Origin of the sequence: Halorussus salinus (genome assembly GCF_004765815.2) — an archaeon.
GTDB lineage: Archaea > Halobacteriota > Halobacteria > Halobacteriales > Haladaptataceae > Halorussus > Halorussus salinus.
Window position 1 is genome coordinate 377,077 of record NZ_ML974128.1, and the last position, 23,516, is coordinate 400,592.

At 67.0% G+C, this 23,516-nt stretch carries 25 protein-coding genes; 17 read left to right on the forward strand and 8 right to left on the reverse strand.

Annotated features, from left to right (window positions below; genetic code table 11):
* Window positions 1-74: 74 nt before the first annotated feature.
* The 4 genes from EPL00_RS09985 to EPL00_RS10000 all read right to left on the reverse strand — a co-directional run bounded on the left by EPL00_RS09985 (window position 75) and on the right by EPL00_RS10000 (window position 2,484).
* A complete protein-coding gene (locus EPL00_RS09985; RefSeq protein WP_135852848.1) occupies window positions 75-689 on the reverse strand; it encodes a class I SAM-dependent methyltransferase in 615 nt (204 codons plus the stop codon).
* The gene (locus EPL00_RS09990) at window positions 673-1,392 is read right to left on the reverse strand and encodes an RNase P subunit p30 family protein (RefSeq protein WP_135852847.1); all 720 of its coding nucleotides are present in this window, start codon (window positions 1,390-1,392) and stop codon (window positions 673-675) included. Before EPL00_RS09990 ends, EPL00_RS09985 begins: the two co-directional genes overlap by 17 nt.
* 423 nt (window positions 1,393-1,815) lie before the next feature.
* Window positions 1,816-2,148 (reverse strand): hypothetical protein, encoded by a 333-nt coding sequence (locus EPL00_RS09995; RefSeq protein ID WP_135852846.1) that lies wholly within the window; start codon window positions 2,146-2,148, stop codon window positions 1,816-1,818.
* An 87-nt stretch (window positions 2,149-2,235) separates the two neighbouring features.
* Window positions 2,236-2,484, reverse strand: coding sequence for a hypothetical protein (locus tag EPL00_RS10000; RefSeq protein ID WP_135852845.1), 249 nt, complete (start codon window positions 2,482-2,484; stop codon window positions 2,236-2,238).
* A 108-nt stretch (window positions 2,485-2,592) separates the two neighbouring features.
* On the opposite strand from EPL00_RS10000, the gene EPL00_RS10005 reads away from it, so the two are divergent.
* The 4 genes from EPL00_RS10005 to EPL00_RS10020 all read left to right on the forward strand — a co-directional run bounded on the left by EPL00_RS10005 (window position 2,593) and on the right by EPL00_RS10020 (window position 6,223).
* A complete protein-coding gene (locus tag EPL00_RS10005) occupies window positions 2,593-3,543 on the forward strand; it encodes an HhH-GPD family protein (protein ID WP_135852844.1) in 951 nt (316 codons plus the stop codon).
* 9 nt (window positions 3,544-3,552) lie between these two features.
* Window positions 3,553-3,939 carry a hypothetical protein gene (locus EPL00_RS10010; protein WP_135852843.1) on the forward strand — a complete coding sequence of 129 codons (387 nt, stop codon included), beginning with the start codon at window positions 3,553-3,555 and terminating at the stop codon, window positions 3,937-3,939.
* Window positions 3,940-4,003: 64 nt separating this feature from the next.
* A complete protein-coding gene (locus tag EPL00_RS10015; RefSeq protein ID WP_135852842.1) occupies window positions 4,004-4,708 on the forward strand; it encodes an SDR family oxidoreductase in 705 nt (234 codons plus the stop codon).
* A gap of 81 nt (window positions 4,709-4,789) precedes the next feature.
* A complete protein-coding gene (locus EPL00_RS10020; RefSeq protein ID WP_135852841.1) occupies window positions 4,790-6,223 on the forward strand; it encodes a serpin family protein in 1,434 nt (477 codons plus the stop codon).
* Window positions 6,224-6,361: 138 nt separating this feature from the next.
* Here the strand turns inward: EPL00_RS10020 and gdhB are convergent, their stop codons facing one another.
* The 3 genes from gdhB to EPL00_RS10035 form a co-directional block, all read right to left on the reverse strand.
* On the reverse strand, window positions 6,362-7,651 hold the full coding sequence (gene gdhB / locus EPL00_RS10025; protein WP_135852840.1) for a glutamate dehydrogenase GdhB: 1,290 nt from the start codon (window positions 7,649-7,651) through the stop codon (window positions 6,362-6,364).
* A 4-nt stretch (window positions 7,652-7,655) separates the two neighbouring features.
* Complete coding sequence (locus tag EPL00_RS10030) at window positions 7,656-7,805, reverse strand: rubrerythrin-like domain-containing protein (RefSeq protein ID WP_135852839.1); 150 nt, start codon at window positions 7,803-7,805, stop codon at window positions 7,656-7,658.
* Window positions 7,806-7,886: 81 nt separating this feature from the next.
* Window positions 7,887-10,874: a bacterio-opsin activator domain-containing protein gene (locus EPL00_RS10035; protein WP_135852838.1), complete on the reverse strand. Its 2,988-nt coding sequence runs from the start codon at window positions 10,872-10,874 to the stop codon at window positions 7,887-7,889.
* 92 nt (window positions 10,875-10,966) lie between these two features.
* Between EPL00_RS10035 and EPL00_RS10040 the strand changes: the two genes are divergently transcribed.
* Window positions 10,967-11,554, forward strand: coding sequence for an NADPH-dependent FMN reductase (locus EPL00_RS10040; RefSeq protein ID WP_135852837.1), 588 nt, complete (start codon window positions 10,967-10,969; stop codon window positions 11,552-11,554).
* Window positions 11,555-11,619: 65 nt separating this feature from the next.
* Window positions 11,620-12,639, forward strand: coding sequence for an NADP-dependent oxidoreductase (locus tag EPL00_RS10045; RefSeq protein ID WP_135852836.1), 1,020 nt, complete (start codon window positions 11,620-11,622; stop codon window positions 12,637-12,639).
* A gap of 1 nt (window position 12,640) precedes the next feature.
* Here the strand turns inward: EPL00_RS10045 and EPL00_RS10050 are convergent, their stop codons facing one another.
* The gene (locus tag EPL00_RS10050; protein ID WP_135852835.1) at window positions 12,641-13,375 is read right to left on the reverse strand and encodes a competence/damage-inducible protein A; all 735 of its coding nucleotides are present in this window, start codon (window positions 13,373-13,375) and stop codon (window positions 12,641-12,643) included.
* A gap of 160 nt (window positions 13,376-13,535) precedes the next feature.
* Here EPL00_RS10050 and EPL00_RS24015 point away from each other — a divergent pair, with 160 nt between their 5' ends.
* The 11 genes from EPL00_RS24015 (at window position 13,536) to EPL00_RS10100 (ending at window position 23,471) form a co-directional block, all read left to right on the forward strand.
* Window positions 13,536-13,661 (forward strand): hypothetical protein, encoded by a 126-nt coding sequence (locus EPL00_RS24015; protein WP_274380988.1) that lies wholly within the window; start codon window positions 13,536-13,538, stop codon window positions 13,659-13,661.
* Window positions 13,662-14,189: 528 nt separating this feature from the next.
* Window positions 14,190-14,774, forward strand: coding sequence for a thymidine kinase (locus EPL00_RS10055; protein WP_135852834.1), 585 nt, complete (start codon window positions 14,190-14,192; stop codon window positions 14,772-14,774).
* A 9-nt stretch (window positions 14,775-14,783) separates the two neighbouring features.
* Window positions 14,784-15,437, forward strand: coding sequence for a YIP1 family protein (locus EPL00_RS10060; RefSeq protein WP_135852833.1), 654 nt, complete (start codon window positions 14,784-14,786; stop codon window positions 15,435-15,437).
* 103 nt (window positions 15,438-15,540) lie between these two features.
* Window positions 15,541-15,729: a hypothetical protein gene (locus EPL00_RS10065; RefSeq protein ID WP_135852832.1), complete on the forward strand. Its 189-nt coding sequence runs from the start codon at window positions 15,541-15,543 to the stop codon at window positions 15,727-15,729.
* A gap of 57 nt (window positions 15,730-15,786) precedes the next feature.
* Window positions 15,787-16,050, forward strand: a complete 264-nt coding sequence (locus EPL00_RS10070; RefSeq protein ID WP_135852831.1) for a hypothetical protein — start codon at window positions 15,787-15,789, stop codon at window positions 16,048-16,050.
* A gap of 92 nt (window positions 16,051-16,142) precedes the next feature.
* The gene (locus tag EPL00_RS10075; protein ID WP_135852830.1) at window positions 16,143-16,382 is read left to right on the forward strand and encodes a hypothetical protein; all 240 of its coding nucleotides are present in this window, start codon (window positions 16,143-16,145) and stop codon (window positions 16,380-16,382) included.
* A gap of 68 nt (window positions 16,383-16,450) precedes the next feature.
* The gene (locus tag EPL00_RS10080) at window positions 16,451-18,589 is read left to right on the forward strand and encodes a DHH family phosphoesterase (protein ID WP_135852829.1); all 2,139 of its coding nucleotides are present in this window, start codon (window positions 16,451-16,453) and stop codon (window positions 18,587-18,589) included.
* Between the two features lie 156 nt (window positions 18,590-18,745).
* Complete coding sequence (locus EPL00_RS10085) at window positions 18,746-19,384, forward strand: phosphoesterase (protein ID WP_135852828.1); 639 nt, start codon at window positions 18,746-18,748, stop codon at window positions 19,382-19,384.
* Between the two features lie 90 nt (window positions 19,385-19,474).
* Window positions 19,475-21,130, forward strand: coding sequence for a tRNA uridine(34) 5-carboxymethylaminomethyl modification radical SAM/GNAT enzyme Elp3 (locus tag EPL00_RS10090; protein ID WP_135852827.1), 1,656 nt, complete (start codon window positions 19,475-19,477; stop codon window positions 21,128-21,130).
* Window positions 21,131-21,557: 427 nt separating this feature from the next.
* The gene (locus tag EPL00_RS10095; RefSeq protein WP_135852826.1) at window positions 21,558-22,493 is read left to right on the forward strand and encodes an ATP-grasp domain-containing protein; all 936 of its coding nucleotides are present in this window, start codon (window positions 21,558-21,560) and stop codon (window positions 22,491-22,493) included.
* Window positions 22,494-22,499: 6 nt separating this feature from the next.
* Window positions 22,500-23,471, forward strand: a complete 972-nt coding sequence (locus EPL00_RS10100; protein ID WP_135852825.1) for a zinc metalloprotease — start codon at window positions 22,500-22,502, stop codon at window positions 23,469-23,471.
* Window positions 23,472-23,516: the final 45 nt, after the last annotated feature.

Genomic DNA, 23,516 nt, shown 5'->3' on the forward strand with positions numbered 1-23,516 from the left:
CTCCTCTCTTCTTCTTCGGTGGGGGGGGGGGGGGCCCCCCCCCCCCCCCCCCCCCCCCCCCCGACCTACGTGGATTACTCCCCGTCCCCGCGCTCGGCCACCAGCACGCCGACCTGCTCGTGGACCTTCTCCACCGCGGTCAGCGCGAACCCGGCCTCGGTCAGCGCGTCCGCCAGATGGCCAACCGTCGAGGGGTCGTCCACTTCGGGGCTGTAGAACGGCTCGTCGGGGTTCGGCTCGCCGAAGAACATCACGTCGCCGAGGACGAACTTCCGCGGTCCCAGTTCCGCAATCGCTTCTACCGCCTCGACCTTCTCGTCGTCGCTGAGGTGGTGCATCGCGAAGTTCGACACGACGATATCTGCCGCCTCGACGTTCGGTTCGCGGAACCGACCCTCGCCGAACGCGACGTTCTCGATGCCCTCCGCTTCGGCTTTCTCGCGGGCCTCCTCCATCATCCCCTCGCTGATGTCGCGGCCGACGACCTCGCCCGCGTCGTCGGCGAGCGCCAGCGCGATGGCCCCGGTGCCGGTGCCGAGGTCCGCCACGGTGTCGTCGGGACCGGGACTGGCGTGGTCCACGACGAGGGAAACGCAAGCGCGGTACTCCTCGGTGTCGTTCTGGCTGTCGTCGTACTCGCCCGCTACGTCGTCGAACCGGGAGGCGTGTTCCTCAATCGTCTTCTTCATACCTGCCGCGTTTGACGCCCGGTGCAATGAACTCGTCGGACGTGCGCTCGCGGTTGCGCTTGGCGACCTCGGCCCACTCCGCGAGTCCCCGCCGAATCTGCTCCTCGGAGAAGCCGATTGCCTCGCCCACCGCGACTAACTCCCGAGGAGTCCGCAACTGGAGGTGACTCGTCGGGTTCGCGCTGACGACGTACGGCGCGTCGTACTGGGTGACGATTTCCCGGAGCTTTCGCAGGTCCTGCAACGCTTGGACGCGCGGCCCGCCGTCGTCCCGAAGCACTCGCGAGAGGTCGAACTCCACGCGCGTCCCGTGTTCGGCCGCGGCCTTCGCCAGCACGTGGTTGAAGTCGCCCCGACCGCGCATGGGGTGGGCCAGCACGTCCACGCGGTCGGACTCGACCGCGAACCGGTTCAGCGCGTTCGTCCCGCCGTGGAGGGCCAGCACGGTGTACTTCGGTCGGTAGTTGCCGACGTGGCCCGACGCCACGTCGGGGTTCTCGGCCCGGATTTCGATGGCGTCCACCACGTCCACGTCGTACTCCGCGGCGATGCGCTCGGGGTCGGTCTCGTCCCAGTCGAGCGTCGAGTCGCTGTGGTTGCGCACGACCACGCCGTCGAAGCCGTACCGCGCGGCGGTGGCCGCGAAGCGCGCCGCGGTGCTGTCGCCGTCGGGGTGGGCGTGGACGCCCTCGTAGCGTGGCATGGGGACAGTCTCGTCGTGAGCGTTCGTCGGGCGTCGTTTTGGGTCTGTCCTTTCGGAGTCGAGATTTGGGTGGTCGTTCGGTCTTCGTTCGACACTGAGCGGACAGTCGAGATGTAGCGGGCTACCGCCGCCGACCCGGCCAGCACCGCAACCGCGACCCGGACTGATGCCGACACCAGTCAGACCGCACAGCACAGCACAGCACCGCACCGCACCGCACCGCTCCGCACCGCACTGCCCCGCACCGCTCCGCACCGCACTGCCCCGCATCGCGCCCCCGTTCCTCCCCGCTTGCGTCTGCGCTCGCGCGGAACCGCGAGCGCGAGCGCAGACGCGGCGCGTCCCGTGGACTATCGAAGGTCGCGGAACAAAACTGCGGACTGTGGAACGCTCACGGGACGAAAACCGTGAAAGCGACGCGCCTCAGAACTGGTAGCGTCGGTCGTCCTTCTGCTGTTGCTGTGGGAACGACTGGCCGCCGCCGGTCATCTCGTCGTAGGTCATCCCCGAGAGGTACTCGTCGTAAGTCACGTCGTAGCTACTCCGGAGGTGGAAGTCCAGATTTCCGGTGTCTACCGTGCGCTGAAAGAGCATGTGAATCGCCCGCCGGACGAGTTCGTCGGTCTCCTCGGGGTCGAGCGCCGTTTCGAGGAGTGCCAGTTCGTTGCGCGTCTCGCCGTCCAGCGACACCGAGAGTTCGTCGCCGAGGTCCGCGTACTCGCCTTCCACGTCGTCCTGTAGGTCGTCCAGACTCATGCCCGGAGGATTGGCGGCCCGGCGGAAACGCCTTTCGACTGGTCGCGTCCGAGCGCCGTCCGTGAACCGCGCCACCGGGAGTCCACGCTACCGGAGGTCCACGCCACACTCCCGGCACGCTCCTCTGTCGGCCCAGTTTCTCGCGCCGCAGTTCGGGCACTCGGCACTGCCCGACTCCGACTCCGGGGACGGCGAGAACGAGGCCAGCGCGCCGACCAGCAACAGCGCGCCACCGACCGCGAACAGACCGGTGACTCCGGCGACGGTCATCGCCAGTCCCCCGAGGACGAGCGTGGCTCCGACCAGCATCGCCGCGCGCGCTACCGAATCAGTCACGGTTCCACCGAAGCGGTCATAGTTCGGCGGTCTCGGGGCGGTCGCATAAATCTCGCCGTTTCGACGGAACCGCCGACCATTTACCGACCTCCTCCCTACTCTCCGCCAATGAGCGATGCCGCACCGGACGACGCCGACTACTCGCTCCCCGAGGAGCTACCGGCGGTCCGCGACGCCCTCGTCTCGTGGTACGAGACGGACCACCGCGAGTTCCCGTGGCGCGAGACCGACGACGCCTACGAGATTCTGGTCTCGGAGGTCATGAGCCAGCAGACCCAACTCGGCCGCGTCGTGGAGGCGTGGGAGGCGTTCCTCGACAGATGGCCCACGCCCCGAGCGCTTGCGGACGCCGACCGCGCCGACGTGGTGGGGTTCTGGACCGACCACAGCCTCGGCTACAACAACCGCGCGAAGTACCTCCACGAGGCCGCCGGACAGGTAGTCGAAGAGTACGACGGGGAGTTCCCCGAGTCGCCCGACGAACTCCAGAATCTGATGGGCGTCGGTCCCTACACCGCCAACGCCGTCGCCTCCTTCGCGTTCAACAACGGCGACGCCGTGGTCGATACCAACGTCAAGCGCGTCCTCCACCGCGCGTTCGACGTGCCAGACGACGACGCGGCCTTCGAGGAGGCCGCCAGCGAAGCGATGCCCGAGGGCGAGTCGCGCGTCTGGAACAACGCCATCATGGAACTGGGCGGCGTCGCCTGCGAGCAGAAACCTAAGTGCGACTCGGCGGGCTGTCCGTGGCGCGAGTGGTGCCACGCCTACGAGACCGGCGACTTCACCGCGCCCGACGTGCCCACCCAGCCGAGTTTCGAGGGCAGCAGGCGACAGTTCCGCGGGAAAGCCATCTCCCTGTTGAAGGAGTACGACGAACTCCCGCTGTCGAAACTCGGTCCCCGAATCCGAGTCGATTACGCGCCGGGCGGGGAGTACGGTCGGGAGTGGCTGACGGGACTGCTCTCGGACCTCGCGGACGACGGACTGGTGGAGGTCGAGGTGCCGGACGGGGACGAGTCGGGCGACGGCGAGACGGTCGCTCGCCTCCGCCGGTGACGAGGTAGTATGAATCTCCGGCGAATCGACCAACTGTTGTGGGGCGCGTCCTTCGCGGTTTTGGGCCACCTCCCGCTAATCTACGACACGTCGCTCCCGCTGGTCGTCCTCGTACTCTGGTACGTCACCCTGAACCTCCTCGGACTCTCGACCGTCGCCGAGGAGTTCGGCTATCCCTCGGTCCTCCGAACCCGGCCGCGGGCGGTCGAAATCGCTACCGCGGCGCTGTTGGCCCTCGCGTTGTCGCTGATTTCGATATTCGTGCTGTTCCCGCTCGCGTCGCCGCTGTACTCGCTGTTGGCGGTCGTCGGACTGGCGACTGCGGCCGCGGTCGTCTGGGGGACGCTCGACTCGCTCCGGGACGCGCCCCGGCAGTCGAACGAACGCGACGAGTGAGCCGCGGCGAGCGAGCGCGACCTCGCGCACGGACACTTAAGTCCCGCCGGTCGGTACTCCTCGCATGGATTCACAGCGAGTCGCCGTCGTCACGGCGGCGGGGCGAGGCATCGGTGAAGCGTGCGCGCGGCGACTGGCCGCCGACGGCTTCACGCCGGTCCTCCTCTCGAAGTCCGGCGCGGCGGTCGAGGTCGCCGAGGAGTTGGGCGGCGTCGGCTTCGAGGGCGACGTGACCGACCCCGACGACCTCGAAGCAGTCGTGGAGGCCGCCCGCGAACGCTACGGGCGCATCGACGCCGTGGTGAACAATACGGGTCACCCGGCGACGGGCGATTTGCTGGACATCTCCGACGACGAGTGGCACGAAGGACTCGACCTCGTGTTGCTCAACACCGTCCGCGTCGCGCGACTGGTCACGCCGATATTCGAGGAACAGGGAGCGGGCGCTATCGTCAACGTCTCCACGTTCTCGGCGTACGAGCCGAGTTCGGACTTCCCCGTATCGTCGGTCCTTCGCGCCGGACTCGGGAGTTTCACCAAGCTCTACGCCGACCGGTACGCTAGCGACGGTATCCGGATGAACGCGGTCCTGCCGGGGTTCGCCGACAGCTACGAGGTGGACGACGAGACCCGCGCCGAAATCCCGATGGGTCGCCCGGCCGAAACGTCGGAAATTGCCGATGTCGTCGCCTTCCTCGTCTCCGAGGAGTCGAGCTATCTCACCGGCCAGAACGTCCGCGTGGATGGCGGTCTCACCGAGTCCGTGTGAGTTCTCGCCCGTTCCCCCGTAACTGAAACGCCCGTTTCACTCTACGGAAAGCGTTTACCCCGACCCGTCGAACGCCCGAGTATGCCCCTCCGACGCCGCGAAACCCTCGCGCTCTCGGGTGCCCTCCTCGCCGGACTCGCCGGATGCACCGGGAGCGAGGACCCGCAGACGACCGGCACCGCGACCGAGACGACCCGCGACACGGCCACTCCCGACGACCCGGCGACCGAGACGACGCCCGAGGAGTCCCCCGGTTTCGACGACCTCGACGCGCCCCCGTTCCCCGAAATCGACCCCGCGACCGACCCCGAAATTGCCGAGGACCTGCTGGCCGACCAGATTCGGGGCAACGTCGCGTTCGCCATCGACTTGCTCGCAACCCTGCGCGACCAGCAGGACGCGCCCAACCTCTTTTTCTCGCCCTACAGCGTCTCGGTCGCGCTGGCGATGACCTACGCCGGGGCGCGGGGCGAGACGGCCGCCGAGATGGCCGACGCGCTCCACTTCCGCCTCGACCCCGAGGAGTTACATCCGGCGTTCTCCTCACTCGCGGCCGAGTTCGAGCGACGCAACGAGGAGGGCGAGGAGGCGAGCGTCCGGACCGTCTCGCGCGACGACGGCGAGGACCCCGGTCCCGCCTTCGAGTTCACCACTGCCAACAGCGTGTGGGGTCAAGAGGAGTTCCCCTTCCGCGAGGAGTTTCTGGACCTGCTGGACGCCTACTACGGCGCTGGCCTCCGACTGGCGGACTTTCGAGGGTCGCCCGAGGAGGCCCGCGAGCGAATCAACGCGTGGGTCGCCGACAACACGGAGAATCGCATCGAAGACCTCCTCCCTCGCGGGTCCATCGACCAAGCGACTCGCCTCGTGCTGACGAACGCGGTCTACTTCTCGGCGCGCTGGGAGATTCCGTTCTCGGAGGAGGCGACCGACGCCCGCGAGTTCACCGCGCTCGACGGGACGACCGCGAAGGTGCCGACGATGCACAACGAACTGAAGACCCAGTACGCCGAAATCGAGGGGCACCAACTGGTCGAACTCCCCTACGCGAACGGCGAGACGAGCATGGTGGTCGTCCTGCCCGCCGCGGGCGAGTTCGAGACGTTCGAGGAGTCGCTTTCGGTGGACCGACTCGCCACGATGCTCGACCGGACCGGTCGGGCGCAGGTGTCACTCTCGCTCCCGAAGTTCGAGGTCGAGTCGTCGTTCAGTCTCGTGAAGACGATGCAGAACCTCGGCATGAGACGGGCGTTCACGTCGTCGGCAGACCTGACCGGCATGAGCGAGTCGGAAGGCGAGGACCTGTTCGTCAGCGAGATTCGCCACGACAGCTTCGTCTCGGTGGACGAGCGCGGCACCGAGGCCGCGGCCGCGACCGCGGTCGTCGTCGCCGAGAGCGCCCTCCCCGAGCGAGTCGAGATGACCGTGGACCGTCCCTTCCTGTTCTACATCCGGGACCGGCCGACGGAGACGCCGCTGTTCGTCGGGCGCGTGACCGACCTCTCCGGAGAATAGCTGACCGCACCGCCCGCCCCTGACCCGGCGCATCGGCGTTCGTCCGAGCAAGCAAATCCCTAGTTCCCTTCGCGAAGCGAACCCGATGCGCCCGCCGTCTGCGAAGTTCGCTTCGTCGGTGGTCTCGGACCGCGTTCGCTACGGCCAGAGACCTCTGCTCGATTTCGCCTCGCCGACGCGTTCGAGCGCGACGACGTAGGCGGCGTCACGCCAACTCAGGTCGCGGGATTCGACCTCGCGGCGAACGTCGTCCCACGCCGAGAGCATGTGGGATTCGAGTTCGTCGTTGACGCGTTCGAGCGACCACTGACGCCGGTTGATGTCCTGCAACCACTCGAAGTACGAGACGGTGACCCCGCCCGCGTTCGCCAGAATGTCGGGAATCACGGCGACGCCGCGTTCGTTCAGAATCTCGTCGGCGGCCGAGGTGGTCGGGCCGTTCGCGCCCTCGACCACGATGTCGGCCTGCACGTCGCCCGCGTTGTCCGCCGTGAGGACGTTCCCGATGGCCGCCGGAATCACCACGTCCACGTCGAGTTCGAGGACCTCCTCGTTCGTGAGCGTGTTGGGCGCGTCGTACTGCATCACGGCCTCGGGTTGCTCCTCGTGGGAGGGCACCGCGTGGGTGTCGAGACCGGTCGTGTCGTAGGCCGCGCCGTTCACGTCGCTGACCGCGACGACGTTCGCGCCCCAGTCGTCCAGCAGGCGGGCCGCGTTCGCGCCGACCGACCCGAAGCCTTGGACCGCCACGGTGGCCTCGTCTACGGTCTTGTCGTAGTACCGGAGCGCCTCGCGGGCGATGATTGCGACCGAGCGACCGGGGGCCTCCTCGCGGCCCTCGCTCCCGCCGATGACCGGCGGTTTCCCGGTGACGACGCCGGGCGTCGTCTCGCCCTCCTGCATCGAGTAGGCGTCCATGAACCACGCCATCGTCTGGGCGTCGGTGCCCATGTCGGGCGCGGGGATGTCCTGTTTCGGCCCGATGGTGTCCCGAATCTCCTCGGCGAACCGGCGGGTCAGTCGCTCCTTCTCGTCGGCGCTGAGGTCCTTCGGGTTCACCACGATACCGCCCTTCCCGCCGCCGAACGGCAGGTCCATCACGGCGCACTTCCACGTCATCCACATCGAGAGACCGACGCACTCCTCGGCGGTCACGTCGGGGTGGAAGCGCAGGCCGCCCTTGTACGGGCCGCGCACGTCGTCGTGCTGGGCGCGATAGCCCGTGTACACTTCGACACTCCCGTCGTCGCGCTTCAGCGGCACGCCGACTTCGACCACCCGCGTCGGGTGCTTGAGGCGTTCGATGACGCCCTCTTCTACGTCCACGTGCGTCGCGGCCGCCGAGAGCTGTCGCAGGGCGGTTTCGAGCGCCGATTCGGTCTCCGAGTAGTCGTCTCCGTCGGGGTCGTCGAGTGTGTTCGTCGCCATGACTCTACTCGTAGGGCATCCCTCGGTTGCGCATCGAACTCCCGCAGTCGCCGCATCCGCCGGGGTGACTGCTCGCGCTCACCGTCTCGCCGCAGTTCAGGCACTCGTACTCGTAATCTTCGTCCGCGTCGTAGTCTGGGTCGCGGGTTCTCATTCGGTAAATATTGCTAAGCGGCTCCCCGAACATGGGCTGTCCCGTTGAATAGTAACCCGTGACTCCCGACCGCGTGGTTTACTATTCCACCTCGGAGGGTCGCGGCCGGTTCTCGAACAGCGAGGAGAACAGTTTTCGCTCGATTCGGCGCACGTGGTCGTAGAACGCGGTGTGAGAGATGTCCAACATCTCGGCGACCTCCCGGCCGGTCACGTCGCGCTTCGAGTCGAAGAACCCCGCGTGGTAGGCCATCTGGGCGACCTCTAACTGTCGCTCGGTGAGGTCGTCTACGAGTCGCCCGGTCCGTCCTCGCGTGTCCAGCGCCCGCGTCCGCTCGCGCTGTGCGACCGGTTCGGCGGCGTCGTAGGTGTTCGAGACCACCTCGTCTATCGAGCGCGTCGTCACCGAGTCGGGCACGTCCACGGTCAGCGAGATACCCTCCGGAGTCGCCTCGAAGTGCCGGAGGAGTGCCCCGTGGTCGGCCAGCGCGGCGGTCACGAACTCCCCGCGCAGTCGGAGGCCGACCAGTCCGCCCTCGTCGGTCTCCCGAATCGACTCCGCGTCCGCGACGCCGACGGACTCGTCGGCCGCCGCGACCACGCCGTCGAGGGGCGCGCCCGCGACGGTGGCGAACACGAGCGTCGTCCCGTCGTCGCCCGTCACGTCGCCCTCGACCGCTATCGTCGCGCCGGTCTCGCTGGCGAGGCGCGCGAGGAGGGCGCTCGGGTCGGCGACCCGGTATTCGAGTTCGACCACCGTGTCGCTCTGGAGGGCTTCCTTGCGCTGGACCGCGTTGATGGCCGACGCCACGGTGTCGCCGAGTTCCCGGAGGACCGACCGGACCATCTCGTCGAAGGCGTCGGGATGGTCGGCGTAGACGGTCAGCGTCCCGAACAGCACGTCGTCGTAGACCAGCGGAATCGACAGCACCGACTGGAAGTCCCGCGAGACCGCCTCCTTGCCCCACCGGCCGGTCCGGAGGTGTTCGGCGACGTTCGAGACGAGCGTCGCCTCCCGACGCTCGGCGGTCCGGACGCTCGGTTCGACGGTCTCGGGGTCGCCGTCGAACTCGAAGGGCACGCCGTCGAGGTACCCCTGCTCGGCCCCGGCCCACGTCCGGGGTCGGAGCGTCCGGTCCAGCGCGGTCGTCCCGCCGATCCACGCGAACCGGAAGCGGTCGTCGGCGGTCAGTCGCTCGCAGACGGCGGCCTCTATCTGTTCGCGGGACTCCGCGCCGACGAGGGCTTGGTCTATCTCGCGGATGAACTCGTTGACCCGGTTGAGTTGCGAGAGCCGCTCGTTCTGGCGCTGGAGTCGCCGGTCGCGCTCCCGGAGTTCGCCGTCGCGCTCCACCCGGTCGAACGCCGCCTCGGTCGTCGCGGCCAGCAGTTCGGCGACCTCCTCGGCCACCTCGTCGAAGGTCTCGTCGGCGGCGGCCGCCACGAAGACCCCGTGGTCGCCCAGCGGCACGGCGACGTAATCGCCGAGCGTCGAGAACGGCGACCGAGGAGCGCGGTCGGTCCGGGTCGCCGAGTCGGTTCGGTCGATGCGGTCGGTCCGGCCTGCGGTGTCGAGTCGGTTCCCGCGACCCGTCCGCCCTTCGCGGTCGCACGTCCGGGTCTCGTCCTCCACGAAGGCGCGGGTGACGGGGCTGTCGCGGTCGAGGCGCAACTCCGGGAGCGTCCCCACGAGGTCGGCGAACTTCTCGGAGACCGCGGTCGGATAGAGGACGTTCTCGTCGCGGTCGAATCGGTAGAGCGCCGCGGCGGCGGCGGGCAGTATCGAGGCGGCGTCCGACACCACGCGGTCGGCGATTTCGGATTTCGTCTCGGCGTACAGCAGGCCCCGACTGGTTCGGTGGAGTTGGGTGAGCGCCCGCTCGCGCTGTTTGCGCTTCGTGATGTCGCGGCAACTGTAGAGGGTCGTCCCGCCCTGAATCGAGACCTGCCGGACGTTGACCAGCAGGGTGTGTTCCCGGCCCTCCTCGTCGGTCGCGGTACACTCGATGTTGGTCAGCACGCCCTCGGCGTCGAGTCGGTCGGGGTCGAAGAGGTCCTCGCCCAGTAGCTCGTCGATGGTCCCGAGGTCGTGTATCTCCTCGGCACTGTAGCCGAAGATGAAGTGGACGTTCGGGCAGACGTAGGTGAACTCGCCGTCGTCGTCGGTGACCAACACGGTGTCGGTCATGTTGTTCAGCGTGACGCGGTGCAACTCCTCGGACTCGCGCAGTTCCTCCTCCAGTCGGACGCGCTCGGCGACCTCCCGGCCAGCGACGACGAGGCGGTCCACGTCGCCGCTCTCGTCCGCGACGGGTCGAATCGTGAACTCGAATCTGGCTCCGTCGTTCCCTCCAGCCCTCTCGCCGCTCGCTCCGCCAACGCCCTCGCCGTCTCTACTACTGCCCGGCAGTCCGGCCTCGAACTCGGCGTACTCCCCGCTCCGGGCGCGGTGAACCGCTCGCTGGAGGTCCCGCGACGAGTCGTCGGTCCACGGGAGTCCCCAGAACCGCTTGCCGAGGAGGGTCTCCTCGTCTCGCCCGAGGGCGTCGAGCGCGCCCCGATTCAGTCGGACGACGGTCCCGTCGGCGTCGAGGACCGCGCCGAACTGGCCCGGCGTGGCGAAAAACGACTCGAACTGGTCGGCGCGCTCGCGCCGTCGCCGCCGGTCGGCTCCTCGTTCTATCGCCTCTCGGCACCGCCGCCGGACCGTCTCGCCGTCGGCGTCCGCTGGCACGTAGTCGGTGACGCCCGCCGCGATGGCGTCGCTGGCGAGCGATTCGCTCCCGTCGGCCGGAGCCAACACGACGGGCAAGTCGGTGCTGTGCGACCCGAGCGCGTCCAACAGGTCCAGACCGGTCGCGCCGTCGAGTCGTCCGGCGCTCACCACGCAATCGACCGCGGCGCGTCGGTCGGTCGCGCTCGACACGGCCTCCTCGACCGTCGAGACGGTCCGCACGGCGAACTCCTCGTCCGCGGCGAACGCCGGACGCAACCGTTCGCGCCACTCCTCCGGTCCCGCGAGGAGGACGCGGCGTCGGTCGGCGGATTGCGATGCCCGAATCGTATCCATCGGCGCGACGTAGCGGGCGGCAAAATAAGAGTCTTCGCTGTCGCGGGTGCCCGTCACGAACCTATTTGTCGCTCGCTTCCGACGGGAGGGGTATGCCGGACACGCCACACGTCGTTGCGGTCTGCGGCAGTCTTCGAGACGAGAGCGTCACCAGAGTCGCGCTCGACACCGCGCTCGACGCCGCCGAGGAGGAAGGCGGCGAGACCGACCTCCTCGACCTGCGCGAGTACGACCTGCCCGCCTACGACCCGGACGTGGACGACGAGGAGGCGGGCGACGCGGCCCGACTCGCCCGCGCTATCCGAGAGGCCGACGCCATCCTGCTCGGGTCGCCGATGTACCACGGGTCGTACTCCTCGGTGCTGAAGACCGCGCTGGACTACTGCGGGTTCGACGAGTTCGAACACAAGACCGTGGGCCTGCTGGCGGTCTCTGGCGGGAGTTTCCCCATCACGGCGCTCGAACACCTCCGGTCGGTCTGTCGCGCGCTCGACGCATGGGTCCTGCCTCATCAGGCCGCGGTCCCGCGCTCGCACTCGGCGGTCCGAGACGGGGCGTTCACCGACGACGACGTGGCCGAGCGCGTCCGGGAACTCGGCCGCGAGGTCGTCGGCTACGCCAACATCGAACCGTGTCCGCCGACGATGGAGAGCGAGGAGAACGTCGGCGCGGTTGACTGAGGTTTACAGCGACCATCCCTGCCCCTTCCGCAGGTCCCTTCCCCGTGGTCGCCCTCGATGTGGGTATGTCCGAAACTAACCGCAAGTATCTGCTAGCGAAGCGCCCCGACGGCAAACCCGACCGCGACACTTTCGAACTGGCCGAAGAGGACGTTCCGGACCCGGCCCCCGGCGAGGTGCTGGTTCGGACGCTCTACCTCTCGGTGGACCCCTACATGCGCGGCCGGATGGACGCCGGGGAGTCGTACGCCGACCCGTGGGCGGTCGGCGACCCGCTCCGGGGCGGCGTGGTCGGCGAAGTCGTGGAATCGAACGGCGCGGGCTTCGAGGAGGGCGAAGTCGTGGCTGGCGACCTCCAGTGGGCCGACTACGCGACGGCGCGGGGGAGCGACCTCCAGTCGGTGAACCCCGACCTCGCGCCGGTCTCGACCGCGCTCGGCGTCCTCGGGATGCCGGGCCGGACCGCCTACTTCGGCACCCGCGAGGTCGCCCGACCGAACGCTGGTGACACCTTCGTCGTGACAGGCGCGGCGGGGGCAGTCGGCTCGGTCGCGGGCCAAATCGCCAAGCAGTCGGGCGCTCGCGTCGTCGGCTTCGCGGGGTCCGACGAGAAAGTCGAATTCCTCGAAGACGAACTGGGCTTCGACGCCGGAATCAACTACAAGACGACCGACGACTACGGCGCGGCGCTTGACGAGGCCGCCCCCGAGGGTGTAGACAGCTACTTCGACAACGTTGGCGGCCCGATTACGGACGCCGTCTTCTCGAAACTCAACGTGGACGCCCGAGTCGCGGTCTGCGGCCAGATTTCGATGTACAACGCCGAGGAGATGCCGACCGGCCCCCGAAAGCTCGGCAAACTCATCGAGAGCCGAGCGACCGTCGAGGGCTTCCTCGTCTCGGACTTCGCGCCGCGATTCGAGCAGGCGACCCGACAGCTCGGCGAGTGGGTCGCCGAGGGCGAGATTCAGTACCGCGAGACCGTGACCGAGGGCTTGGAGAACGCGCCCGACGCCTTCCTCGGACTCTTCGAGGGCGAGAACATCGGCAAACAGCTCGTACAGGTCGGCGAGCGCGAGGAGTGACTTACTCTTCGGCGACGACCTCGACGCGCTCGCGCAACCACGCCGCGGCCGCCGCGACCGCCTCGGGGTCCGAGCCGGACACCTTGAGGCGATTTCGCTCGTCGGTGGCGGGGTAGCTCCCGACGGTCACGTCGAACTCCTCGCGCACGCCAGCCACCGCGTCCAGCAGGGACGCTTCGGGTTGGGGCGTGTAAAGCGTCCGCGAAACCACGTCGCCGCCGAACTCGTCGGCGACCTGCTCGAACAGCGCCCGCATCTCCGCCGGGACGCCCGGAAAGGCGTAGACGTTCCCGAGGACGCACCCCGGACACAGCCCCTCTGGATTCACGAGCGGTCGGCTCCCGTCGGGGAGCGCGGCCCACGCGTCCACGTCGAGGTCGAGGTCGTGGGCCGCTACCTCCTCGGGGTTCTCGTCGCGGTACGCCGCCACGGTCGCTATCACGTCCTCGCGCACGGCGTCGTCCACCACGAGGTCGCGGTCGAACGCGTCGGCGACGGCGTCGGCGGTCACGTCGTCGTGGGTGCCCCCGAGACCGCCGGTCACGACCACCGCGTCGAACTCCTCGGCCCACTCTCGGACGGTCTCGGCGACGAGTTGCCGGTCGTCGGGTATGGTCAGGATGCGCGCGACCGTCGCGCCAGCGTCGGTGAGTCGGCCCGCGAGCCACGTCGCGTTCGCGTTCTCGGTGTCGCCCGCCAACACTTCGTCGCCGACGGTGAGGATAGCGACTTCCATCGGGCGAAGGGAGGTCGGCCGCGGACAAAAGGGGCGCGGCCGGGGACCGATAGTCTCCTCGTGATTGCTTCTCCGAAGGTTAGCCCCGCGATCGTCACGAAAAGCGACAGTAAACGATATTTTACTCCGCCCCGTTATTTAGCGGTGAGAAGGTGGTAGCATGCCTGTCGTCCCGCACTACCCCTCCGACGAACCCGACCACGACAGAGAGGCACCGGACTTCGGAGAAATCGTAGACGAGATTCTGGACCGCGACGACCCATCGCCGAGACCGTCGGGGGCGTGACCGGTTTTCCACTCGTGTTTAGTCGTAAATCCGGCCGGACAGCAAACGAAACGAGTTTCGGACCGTAGCCAGCGACCGGCGCTTGGGGTCGTACTGCCCGTAAATCCCCGCTAGGGGATATTTTTAGGCCAGTACTCCGCCGACCGTGATGAGGAACCCGAGAATGCCTGCCACGGCGGCAGTCACTTCGAGCCACCACTTCAACGCGCTCTTCGCTGGCATTTGGACCTGCCGAGGCGCGTTGCCTCGGCGAGAGTGACTATATAAACTAAAAACTTAAAAATTGTCATATTCTTCTCCTGTCGAGCGCCGTTTCGGTTAGACGATGGATTTTTACCAGTAGTCGTCGTACTAACACTCGCATTTGGACCTGTCGAGGCGGGTGCGATTTCCGTCGCAACCGTCTTCGATTTTCGCGGAACTGTACCCCTTCTGCCGACCTCCGTAGAAATATCGTTCTGTCGCGGGAAATTTCTCACCGACCCGAATCGGCAATCCTTTTGACGCTCCTGTGAGCGCGGAACGGACATGCACAAGATAACGAACAGCGGGTGGGTCGAAGTCGTCACCGGCTGTATGTTCTCGGGGAAGACCGAGGAGCTTCTGCGGCGACTCCGCCGGGCCGAAATCGCCGGGCAGGAGGTCGCGGCGTTCAAGCCAGCGTTGGACGACCGGTACGGCGAGGGCACCGTGGGGTCGCACAACGGCCGCCAGTGGGACGCGACGGTCGTGGACCCCGAGGAGGGCGTCTGGGACATCCCCGAGGAACTGAACGGCGAGGAGGTCGTCGCCATCGACGAGGCGAACTTCTTCTCGGCGGAGTTGGTCGAGGTCTGCGAACTCCTCGCGGACGACGACCGGCGCGTGGTCGTCTCGGGCACCGACCAGACGTTCCGGGGCGAACCCTTCGAACCACTGCCGCGGTTGGTCGCGCTGGCGGAGTACGTGGACAAGTATCAGGCCATCTGCGCGCAGTGTGGCGAACCCGCGACCCGGAACCAGCGACTCGTGGACGGCGAACCGGCCCACGTCGACGACCCGACCATCGTGGTCGGTGCCGACGAGTCCTACGAAGCGCGATGTCGGAACTGTCATACCCTCCGGACCGACTAGAGTCGAATAATGACCCAGTGGGTCGAGAACCCGACCGGCGGGCGCGACCGCGGTCCCGCGGCGCTCGCTCGCGCGTGGCTGGAAGTCCTCACCAGTCCCCGGCGATTCTTCGAGCGCGGCATCGCGCCGGGCGACCAAGCGCCGGGACTCGTGTTCGCCATGACGGTCGTCCTGCTGGAGGAGGCCACCCGGTTCGCGCTGGTCCCCGGCGCGGCACCCTCCATCGGCGGCCGCCCCGCGCTCGCGGCGCTGTTCGGTCTCGCGCTCGTCACCGTGTTCGTCGCGCCCGCGGCCCTCCACCTGACTGGGGCGCTCCAGACGGTCCTGCTGATGGCGACGGTACGGGACCGCGCGGGCACCAGCGAGACGGTGCAGGTCATCGCTTACGCGACCGCACCGTGCGTCTTTGCGGGGATTCCCTCGCCGACGCTCCGGGCTGCGTGCGCCGTCTACGGCGCGGTCCTGTTCTTCGTTGGCCTCCGGACGGTCCACGAGACGACGACGCTCCGGGCGCTCGTCGCGGGCGCGATTCCGGCCGCGATAGTGTTCGGCTACGCCTTCCGCGGGTTCGCGGCGCTCGGCGAAATCGCCGTCTGGACCGCCAGCGAGGTCTGTCTCCGTGTTCCGGAAGTCGGCGCACAGGTCTGTCTCCCGCTCGGCTGATACGGGACGACAGCACAAATCTCGTCTTCGGTCGGCGGGCGAGCGATAAGCGGACTGACTTAATTTAACAATCGTTATCAGGGTCCTTTCGCTTTACTCGCGTATGGCCTCCCCGTTCGAAAATCCGGCCCTCCGATACGGCATCGCGCTCGTCAACGTCGCAATCCTCGTAGGCATCGCCTTCGTCTTCCTCGACGGAACGATGCGATGGCTCGTGCTGGGCATCGCCGTCCTCGACCTCCTCGTCGTTCCGCGAGTCCTGAAGATGAGCGCAGAACAGAACGCCGCCTGACGGTTCGTCCCTCCTCGACTCGGCTACTTATAAGACGTTTCGACCCGAAGGGCGTTCATGCTCAATCTCATCCTCGACGACTTCATGGTCGAGTTGAAGGACGGAGCCATCAAGAACGTCGGCCCCTCGAACAAGTCCGGGACCGCGAAACTCTTCGACGTGGAGTCGGCCGAGGCCCGCGAGTTCGGGGACAAGCGCGTGAAACTCGTCTGCGAGGACGGCGAGGGTAACGAGGTACAGGTCGCGCTCTTCCCCGAACAGGTCCGCGACATCGCGGACGACATCGAAGCGATGGAAGACGACAGTCCGGTCTTCGAGTAGGTCGTTCGGGAATCGACTCGCGGTTTGCGACCGCCCTGATATTCAAATAATGCGGTCAAGTTTAAAGTCCTCGCGCGTCTCAATCCGATGGGATGGGACACGACGAGGCCGACGATTCACACGACCACGAGGAGCCCCGGAAGGGCGACCACTACCAGCACCGGGACGGGACCGACGAAATCGTCTTCGCCGCCGAGGAGGGCCACGTCCTGACGATTCGGGAGTACCCGCGCGTCGAGGACTTCGCGCAGGCGGTCGCCGACGCCGAGTACGCGGGCACCCACGAGGGAGTCGCAGACCTGCCGGGCGCGGAGGCGTTCGAAGACGACTAATTTGAGTCAGTTCGCCGGGGCAGTTTCGACAACAGTTTTAGGCCGGGGCTATATTTCTCGCGTATAAGATGGGTTCGTGTATCATCTGCGGGACCCCTGCCGACGGTGCCATCTGCGACAGCCACGAGCAGGATGTCCTCTTCGAATTCGCCGGCGACAACCCCAACCAGTTGACGCCGGGACGGTATTACAGCGGCACAGTAGACGGCTTCGCCGAGTTCGGCGTCTTCGTGAACATCGGCGACCGAGTGACCGGTCTCCTCCACAAGAGCGAACTCGACCAGCGACTCGACTCGCTCGACTGGGACGAGGGCCAGACCGTCTTCGTCCAAGTCACCGGCGTCCGCGACAACGGTAACGTGGACCTCGGCTGGTCGATTCGCCAGTCCGAGCGCGAGTTCCGCGGGAAGCTCCTCGACGACCCCGAGAAGGGGGCTATCCTCCCCGAAGAGGCCGACGACGACGCCGACGAGAGCGACGACCAGCAGGCGACAACCGACGGCGCGGGCACGGTCGACCCCGCCGAACGGCAGGCCGACGACTCCGACGGCGACTCCGCCGACGAGTCCGGGAGCGAGTCGGAAGTCGAGACCGAATCGGCAGGCGAGAACGAGGCCGAGGAGACCACCGACGCCGATGCCAACGCCGAGGAGACCACCGACGACGACGCTGACGAGTCGGACTCCGAGCGCGCTCGCGTCCAAATCGACAGTCTGAGCGACCGCGTGGACGAGCAGGTCCGCATCGAGGGCGAAATCGTCGGCGCGCGCCAGACCAGCGGGCCGACGGTCTTCGAGGTCCGCGACGAGAGCGCCACGGTCGATTGCGCCGCGTTCGTAGAGGCGGGCGTCCGGGCCTACCCCGAAGCCGAGACGGGAGACCTCGTTCGACTCGACGGCGTGGTCGAACTCCGGAACAACGAGCTACAGGTCGAGACCGACGAACTGGAGAAGTTGGAGGGAGACGACCGCGAGGCCGTCGAGACTCGACTCGAAGACGCCCTGCGCGCCGAGGCCCGCCCCGACGACGTGGACCTGCTGGCCGACCACGAGTCGGTGTCCGCAGTCCACGGCCGCATCCGCGACGCCGCCGAGGAGATTCGCCGCGCGGTCATGGAGTCCCGACCGGTCATCGTCCGGCACAACGCCACCGCCGACGGCTACGTCGCCGGTGCCGCCATCGAGCGCGCCGTCTTGCCGCTCGTCCGCGACGAACACGCCAAGAGCGACGCCGAGTACCACTTCTTCGACCGGCGACCGCTCGAAGGCGGCGACTACGACATGGCCGACGCGACGAAGGACGTGACGACGATGCTCGACAACCGCGAGCGTCACGACGAGAAACTGCCGCTGTTCGTCCTCGTCGCCGCGGGGAGTACCGACGAGTCCCGCGACGGTCTCGAACTGCTGGACATCTACGACGCGCCGCGGGTCACCGTGGACGCGGGCTACCCCGACGAGGGCGTAGCCGACCTCGCCGACGTGGCGGTCAACCCCTACCTCGACGGGAACGGCGCCGACGACCTGACGGTCGGCGTCCTCGGCGCGAACCTCGCGGCCCACGTCAACGACGACGTTCGCGAGGAGGTTTCCCACCTCCCGGCGGTCAGTTACTGGGACGACGCGCCCGAGGAGTACACCGACCTCGCCGACGACGCGGGCTACGACGCAGACCACACCACCGCGCTCCGCGAGGCCGTCGCGCTCGAAGCGTTCTACCAGTCCTACGAGGACAAGCGCGAACTCATCACCGACCTCTTGTTCGAACACGAGAAGCGCGACCTCGCCGAACACGTCGGCGAGCAGTTCCGCGAGAAACTCGAAACCGAACTCGACACCGTGGAGCCGAACCTCTCGGTCCGCGGCGCGAACGGCGTCTCCTTTACCGTGCTGGACACCGAGGCGTTCACCCACCGCTTCGACTTCCCGCCGACGGGCGTCCTGCTGGACGAGATTCACCGCCGCGGACTCGGCGCGGACGGCGCGCCCGGCGACGAACACGTCACGCTCGGCTTCGGCGAGGACGAGATTCACGTCCGGAGCGACGGGCGAGTCAACGCCCGCGAAGTCGCCGCGGAGGCGGCCGAGACGGCCGAAAAAGCCGGTATCTCTGCGAAGGGCACCCGCGACGGAGCCATCGAGTACCTCGCGGGCGAGCGCGACGCCGCGCTCGACGCCGTGATCGACGCCATCAGCCAGCGACTGTAAGCGGTCGTCGCGGCCGAATCTCCTCGACTTCTGTGACCCGACTCCCGAGTACTACCACTCTGTCGCCGACCGCGCGAGGACTGTCTTCTCGTCGCACGCCCTGCCGTCTCGAACTGCCATCGCGGTTTTCCGGCGTGCGGTCGTACTCGCGCCGGGATGAACGCATTCGAGACGGCGATGGAGCTGTATCCGTACGTCTTCCACCCGGCCGTGATGGTCGGCGCGGGCGCGCTCGTCCTCATCTACTCCGAGTGGTCCCGACAGGACGCCGACCGGTCGGCGCTCCCGAGACGCCTCGGTGCGTTTCTCGGGGCGGGGCTCCTCTCGCTCGTCCCGACGCTGGCGTACGCCGCCGTGACGGGCCAGAGCCTCGGCGCGGTCACGAAGGGGAACGTCTGGCAGGTGGACGCGCTCGTCGCGGGAGGAGTGTTCTTTACTGCCGGAGTGACGTGGTTCGTCTGGCATCGCTACGGCTGGGGGTCGCTCGTGCCGGGGTACCTCGAAGCCCTCGCGGTCGCTACGGTGCCGTACGTCGCGCTCTCGCCGTTCTGGAACTTCTCGGGCCACGTCACGATGGCGCTCGTGCCGACGCTCTACTTGACGCTGGTCGAGCGGAAGTTCTGGCCGACGCTGGCGATTCCGGTCGTGATGGTTCCCAACCGCGTCTACCTGAGCGCCCACGACTGGGCGCAGTCGGTCGGCGCGTTTCTGGTCGTCGCCCTGCTGGTCGTCGGCGCGTTCTGGTACCAGACGGACGGTGAGTTGCGTACGGAACCGGACTCGGCCGTTTCGTGAGCGTCGCCGACCCCTGTCGCGGGTCGCTTCGAACGCGTAGCGTACTCGTAGACGACACCCTTATCCCGCCCAACCGACCAAAAACAGGTAATGAGTACCGAGACGCCGGACGCCACCGAGACCGAGGCGTTCGAGCGGGTCTGCGAGGAGCTAGTCGAACGCATCCTCGACGGCGAAATCGAGCGCGACGACTTGGAGAGCGAGAAGCTGTCGGTCTGCTCGGACCACTCGTCGCCGAAGGTGCCGAAGAACTCCGAACTCCTCGACTACGCGCCCGACGAGCGCCGGGAGGACTTACAGGAGGTCCTCCAGAACAAGCCGGTCCGGACCGCCTCGGGCGTCTCGCCGGTCGCCATCATGACCAGCCCCCACCAGTGCCCGCACGGGAAGTGTCTCTACTGTCCCGGCGGGCCGGGGTCGGAGTTCTCGTCGTCCCAGAGCTACACCGGCCACGAACCGGCCGCCGCCCGCGGCGTCCAGAACGACTACGACCCGTACGGGCAGGTCACGCTCCGCCTCGAACAGTTGCGCGAAATCGGCCACCCAGTGGACAAGGTCGAACTCATCCTGATGGGCGGGACGATGACCGCCCGGAGCCACGACTATCAGGAGTGGTTCGTCAAGCGCGCGCTGGAGGCGATGAACGACTACGACACGAGCAAGTCGCCCGAACCGGCCGAGGGCGTCAGCTTCGCCGAAGACCCCGAGGAGGTCGATTTCCGGTACCTCGAAGACGTTATCGCGGAGAACGAACAGAACGACGTGCGGGCAATCGGCATCACGTTCGAGACCAAGCCCGACTGGTGTGACCCCGAGCAGATAAACCGGATGCTCGATTTGGGCGGCACGAAGGTCGAAGTCGGCGTCCAGACGACCTACGAGCGCATCAACCGCGAGATGCACCGGGGCCACGGCGTGCAAGCCTCCATCGACGCCAACCGGCGTCTGCGAGACTCGGCGTTCAAGGTCGGCTTCCACATGATGCCCGGCCAGCCCGGCATGTCCAAGGAGATGTGTCTCGAAGACTTCCGCAGGCTCTTCGAGGACGAGAAGTGGAAGCCCGACTACCTCAAAATCTACCCGACGCTCGTCGTCCGGGGCACCGCGACGTACGACTGGTGGCACCGCGACGAGTACGAACCGCTCCAGAACGAGGAGGCCGCCGAACTCGTCGCGGAGATCAAGTCGATGATTCCGAAGTACACCCGCCTCCAGCGCGTCCAGCGGGACATCCCCGCGGACTTCATCGACGCGGGCGTCTGGAAGTCGAACCTCCGGCAACTCGCGCGGAAGCGGATGGACGACCACGGCTGGACCTGCGACTGCATCCGGTGTCGCGAGGTCGGGATGAACGACGAGGACCCCGAGAACGTCGAACTCGACGTGATGACCTACGAGGCCGCCGGAGGGACCGAACACTTCATCAGCTACGAGGACCCCGACAAGGACCTCCTGATAGGGTTCTGTCGCCTGCGCGAACCCGGAAACCCGGTCCGGGGGGAACTCGAAGACGCCGCCCTCGTGCGGGAACTCCACGTCTACGGCCCGATGGTCGAGGTCGGCGACGAGTCCTACGACTGGCAGCACAAGGGCTACGGGCGGAAACTCCTCGGGAAGGCCGAGGAGTTAGCCGCGGACGCGGGCTACGAGAAGGTCAGCGTCATCTCGGGCATCGGTGCCCGCGAGTACTACCGCGAGAAATTAGGCTACTATCAGGACGGCCCGTACGTGAGTAAGCGACTCTGAACGGCCGGAACCGAGCGTAGTCCCCGACCGAAGTAGTTGGTCATTCCGTATTTTACGACTTGAGTAAAGACAATTCCATTATGTGTTTCAGATTCAATCAACAATTTTATTACGGTGTTCCTACCATAGAGATATGTAGTCATGGAAGACGATAACAAGCACCTCATCGGAGACCTCGAGGACCGAGAAGTGACCGAGCGAGAAAGCACCATCGTCGTCAGCTGTCACGTCATCGACGTGCAGTAGACGACGGCGAAACGTCGATTCCGAACGAATCGACTTTTCCAGTGACCGCGACAAGACGACGAAGGAGACGCTTCGTCGGTCGTGACCGAGTTGCCGGTACTCTATTTAAGATACTCGCACTCGCACCCCGAAAAGCCTCGAAACCACACATTTAATACGCACTAATACGCGATAGTTTAGTATGACTGTCCTATTAATAGGAAGAGTATTCGGGCACGAATTCGAGTTGCTGCGCGAGGAGATAGAACGGCGGGGAAGCGAAGTCGTCGTCGTGGACGTGGACGATTGGCCGAGCGGCAAAGCCATCACCCACGACGTGAGCGACGAGTCAATCCGCCTCGGGTCGGAGTCACTTTCCATCGACGAGGTCGAAGGCGCGTTCGTCAAGCCGCTGACCATCTTCAACGCCGCCGTCGAGGACCGACTCGACGGCGTCGTGAGCGACGACGAGAACCCCTACGCCGCGCTGACGCAACTCCGGGAGTACCGCGGCATCTTCAAGAGCATCCTGCGGTCGCTCGAAGCCCACGGCGCGACCGTCGCCCCGAACGTCGAGACGTTCGTCTGGGACGAGATAACGCCCCACGCCTACGACCGGTTCCGCGCGGCCGGTATCGACGTGCCCGAGACGCTGGCGACGGTCGATTCGGACGCCGCCAAGGAGTTTCTCGCCGACCACGGCAAGGTCGTCTACAAACCCATCACCGAGTTCGGCGGCGCGTACGTCCTGACCGAAGACGACTCGGAGGAGGTCGAAGACCTCACGACGCCCGTGATGTTTCAGGAGTTCGTTCCCGGCGACGACGTTCGGGCGTACGTGGTGGACGGCGAGTACGTCGGGCAGTTCCGGTACGTGTACGACGGCGGTTCGTTCTCGTACAAGTACCCCGAGGGCGAGGTCGGTGCCGAACCGGTCGAGATACCCGACGCGGCGCGCGAGGACGTGCTGGCGGCCGCCGACGTGTTGCCGACGACCTACTCCGCGGTGGACCTGCGACTGGACGAAGACGGCTCGCACTCGATAATGGAGGTCAACTCCGGCGGCCGGTTCATGCTCGCCGACTCCGAGGGGGTCACGAACGTCGCGGAGGCGCTCGCCGACCACCTCGTCGAGTAGACAGCGATGAACCGGAACGTGGTCGTCGAGGACGCCGAGTACGGCTTCGCGTGGTGTCACGTCGAGGAGCGATACTTCCTCGAAACGCCGGACGGCGGCTTTCGGGAGGTCAACGAGGCGGTCGTTCGACTGCTTGAGAAAGTCGCTCGCGGCGAGATACCCCTCTCGGCGCTCCGGACGCAGGCCGAGGGCGGAGCGGCGGTGATCGACGAGTCGCACACGTCCGCCGAGGAGGCCCTGTCGCTGGTCGAGGGCTACGTCGAGGAGGGCGTCCTCCGCGAAGACGCCCCGGTCGTGGAAATCCTCCCGCCGGACGACATCGCGCTCTGGCCCTACGTCGCCGGGTTCCTCGCCCTCGTCTCGGTCTTCGGAGCGGCGGTCGCGTCCGTCGTCTCGAACCTCTCGGTCGCGGTGGTCCGGGAGGTGTCGGTCATCCACGTGGCGGCGACGATGGTCCTCTCGGCCGCGTACCTCGCCATCCACGAGTACGGCCACTACGCCGTCAGCGACCGCCACTTCGACCCGTCCGTGCGGTTCGACTTCGTGAACGGCGTCGTGCCCGCGGTCGTCACGGACACGACCGGGTCGTGGATGCTCCCGCGCAACCGGCGGATACTCGTCAACCTCGCCGGTCCGCTGGTCGAACTGGCGGCCGGTCTCCCGTTCGTCGCGCTCTACTACCTCTTCCCCCGGAGTCTCCTCGTCCAGATTCTGGTCGTCAGCGTCTTCGCACACGTCGTGATGTCGCTGAACCCGCTCATCCACGGCGACGGGTTCTGGATTCTGTGCGACTACTTCGGGCTGATGAACGTTCGTCGTAAGGGCATCGAGGACCTGACCGACCTCCGGCCGTCGTGGAGCGCGGCGTACGTGGTCGTCTCCTACGGCTTCGGCGCTCTCGTCGCCGTCTACATGGTCGTCATGCTGGCCTCGTTCGTCGGTCTCGTGGATGTCTCGCTTCCCGTCGGACTCGCGTGAGACTGCCAGCCGCCCGCTGTCCCCGCGTCGGCTACCGGTTCCATG

Excerpts from the sequence above, each read along its gene's own strand:
- EPL00_RS09985 (WP_135852848.1), bottom strand. The coding sequence starts at position 689 with ATGAAGAAGACGATTGAGGAACACGCCTCCCGGTTCGACGACGTAGCG.
- EPL00_RS09990 (WP_135852847.1), bottom strand. The coding sequence starts at position 1,392 with ATGCCACGCTACGAGGGCGTCCACGCCCACCCCGACGGCGACAGCACC.
- EPL00_RS09995 (WP_135852846.1), bottom strand. The coding sequence starts at position 2,148 with ATGAGTCTGGACGACCTACAGGACGACGTGGAAGGCGAGTACGCGGAC.
- EPL00_RS10005 (WP_135852844.1), top strand. The coding sequence starts at position 2,593 with ATGAGCGATGCCGCACCGGACGACGCCGACTACTCGCTCCCCGAGGAG.
- EPL00_RS10010 (WP_135852843.1), top strand. The coding sequence starts at position 3,553 with ATGAATCTCCGGCGAATCGACCAACTGTTGTGGGGCGCGTCCTTCGCG.
- EPL00_RS10015 (WP_135852842.1), top strand. The coding sequence starts at position 4,004 with ATGGATTCACAGCGAGTCGCCGTCGTCACGGCGGCGGGGCGAGGCATC.
- EPL00_RS10020 (WP_135852841.1), top strand. The coding sequence starts at position 4,790 with ATGCCCCTCCGACGCCGCGAAACCCTCGCGCTCTCGGGTGCCCTCCTC.
- gdhB (WP_135852840.1), bottom strand. The coding sequence starts at position 7,651 with ATGGCGACGAACACACTCGACGACCCCGACGGAGACGACTACTCGGAG.
- EPL00_RS10030 (WP_135852839.1), bottom strand. The coding sequence starts at position 7,805 with ATGAGAACCCGCGACCCAGACTACGACGCGGACGAAGATTACGAGTAC.
- EPL00_RS10035 (WP_135852838.1), bottom strand. The coding sequence starts at position 10,874 with ATGGATACGATTCGGGCATCGCAATCCGCCGACCGACGCCGCGTCCTC.
- EPL00_RS10040 (WP_135852837.1), top strand. The coding sequence starts at position 10,967 with ATGCCGGACACGCCACACGTCGTTGCGGTCTGCGGCAGTCTTCGAGAC.
- EPL00_RS10045 (WP_135852836.1), top strand. The coding sequence starts at position 11,620 with ATGTCCGAAACTAACCGCAAGTATCTGCTAGCGAAGCGCCCCGACGGC.
- EPL00_RS10050 (WP_135852835.1), bottom strand. The coding sequence starts at position 13,375 with ATGGAAGTCGCTATCCTCACCGTCGGCGACGAAGTGTTGGCGGGCGAC.
- EPL00_RS24015 (WP_274380988.1), top strand. The coding sequence starts at position 13,536 with ATGCCTGTCGTCCCGCACTACCCCTCCGACGAACCCGACCACGACAGA.
- EPL00_RS10055 (WP_135852834.1), top strand. The coding sequence starts at position 14,190 with ATGCACAAGATAACGAACAGCGGGTGGGTCGAAGTCGTCACCGGCTGT.
- EPL00_RS10060 (WP_135852833.1), top strand. The coding sequence starts at position 14,784 with ATGACCCAGTGGGTCGAGAACCCGACCGGCGGGCGCGACCGCGGTCCC.
- EPL00_RS10065 (WP_135852832.1), top strand. The coding sequence starts at position 15,541 with ATGGCCTCCCCGTTCGAAAATCCGGCCCTCCGATACGGCATCGCGCTC.
- EPL00_RS10070 (WP_135852831.1), top strand. The coding sequence starts at position 15,787 with ATGCTCAATCTCATCCTCGACGACTTCATGGTCGAGTTGAAGGACGGA.
- EPL00_RS10075 (WP_135852830.1), top strand. The coding sequence starts at position 16,143 with ATGGGACACGACGAGGCCGACGATTCACACGACCACGAGGAGCCCCGG.
- EPL00_RS10080 (WP_135852829.1), top strand. The coding sequence starts at position 16,451 with ATGGGTTCGTGTATCATCTGCGGGACCCCTGCCGACGGTGCCATCTGC.
- EPL00_RS10085 (WP_135852828.1), top strand. The coding sequence starts at position 18,746 with ATGAACGCATTCGAGACGGCGATGGAGCTGTATCCGTACGTCTTCCAC.
- EPL00_RS10090 (WP_135852827.1), top strand. The coding sequence starts at position 19,475 with ATGAGTACCGAGACGCCGGACGCCACCGAGACCGAGGCGTTCGAGCGG.
- EPL00_RS10095 (WP_135852826.1), top strand. The coding sequence starts at position 21,558 with ATGACTGTCCTATTAATAGGAAGAGTATTCGGGCACGAATTCGAGTTG.
- EPL00_RS10100 (WP_135852825.1), top strand. The coding sequence starts at position 22,500 with ATGAACCGGAACGTGGTCGTCGAGGACGCCGAGTACGGCTTCGCGTGG.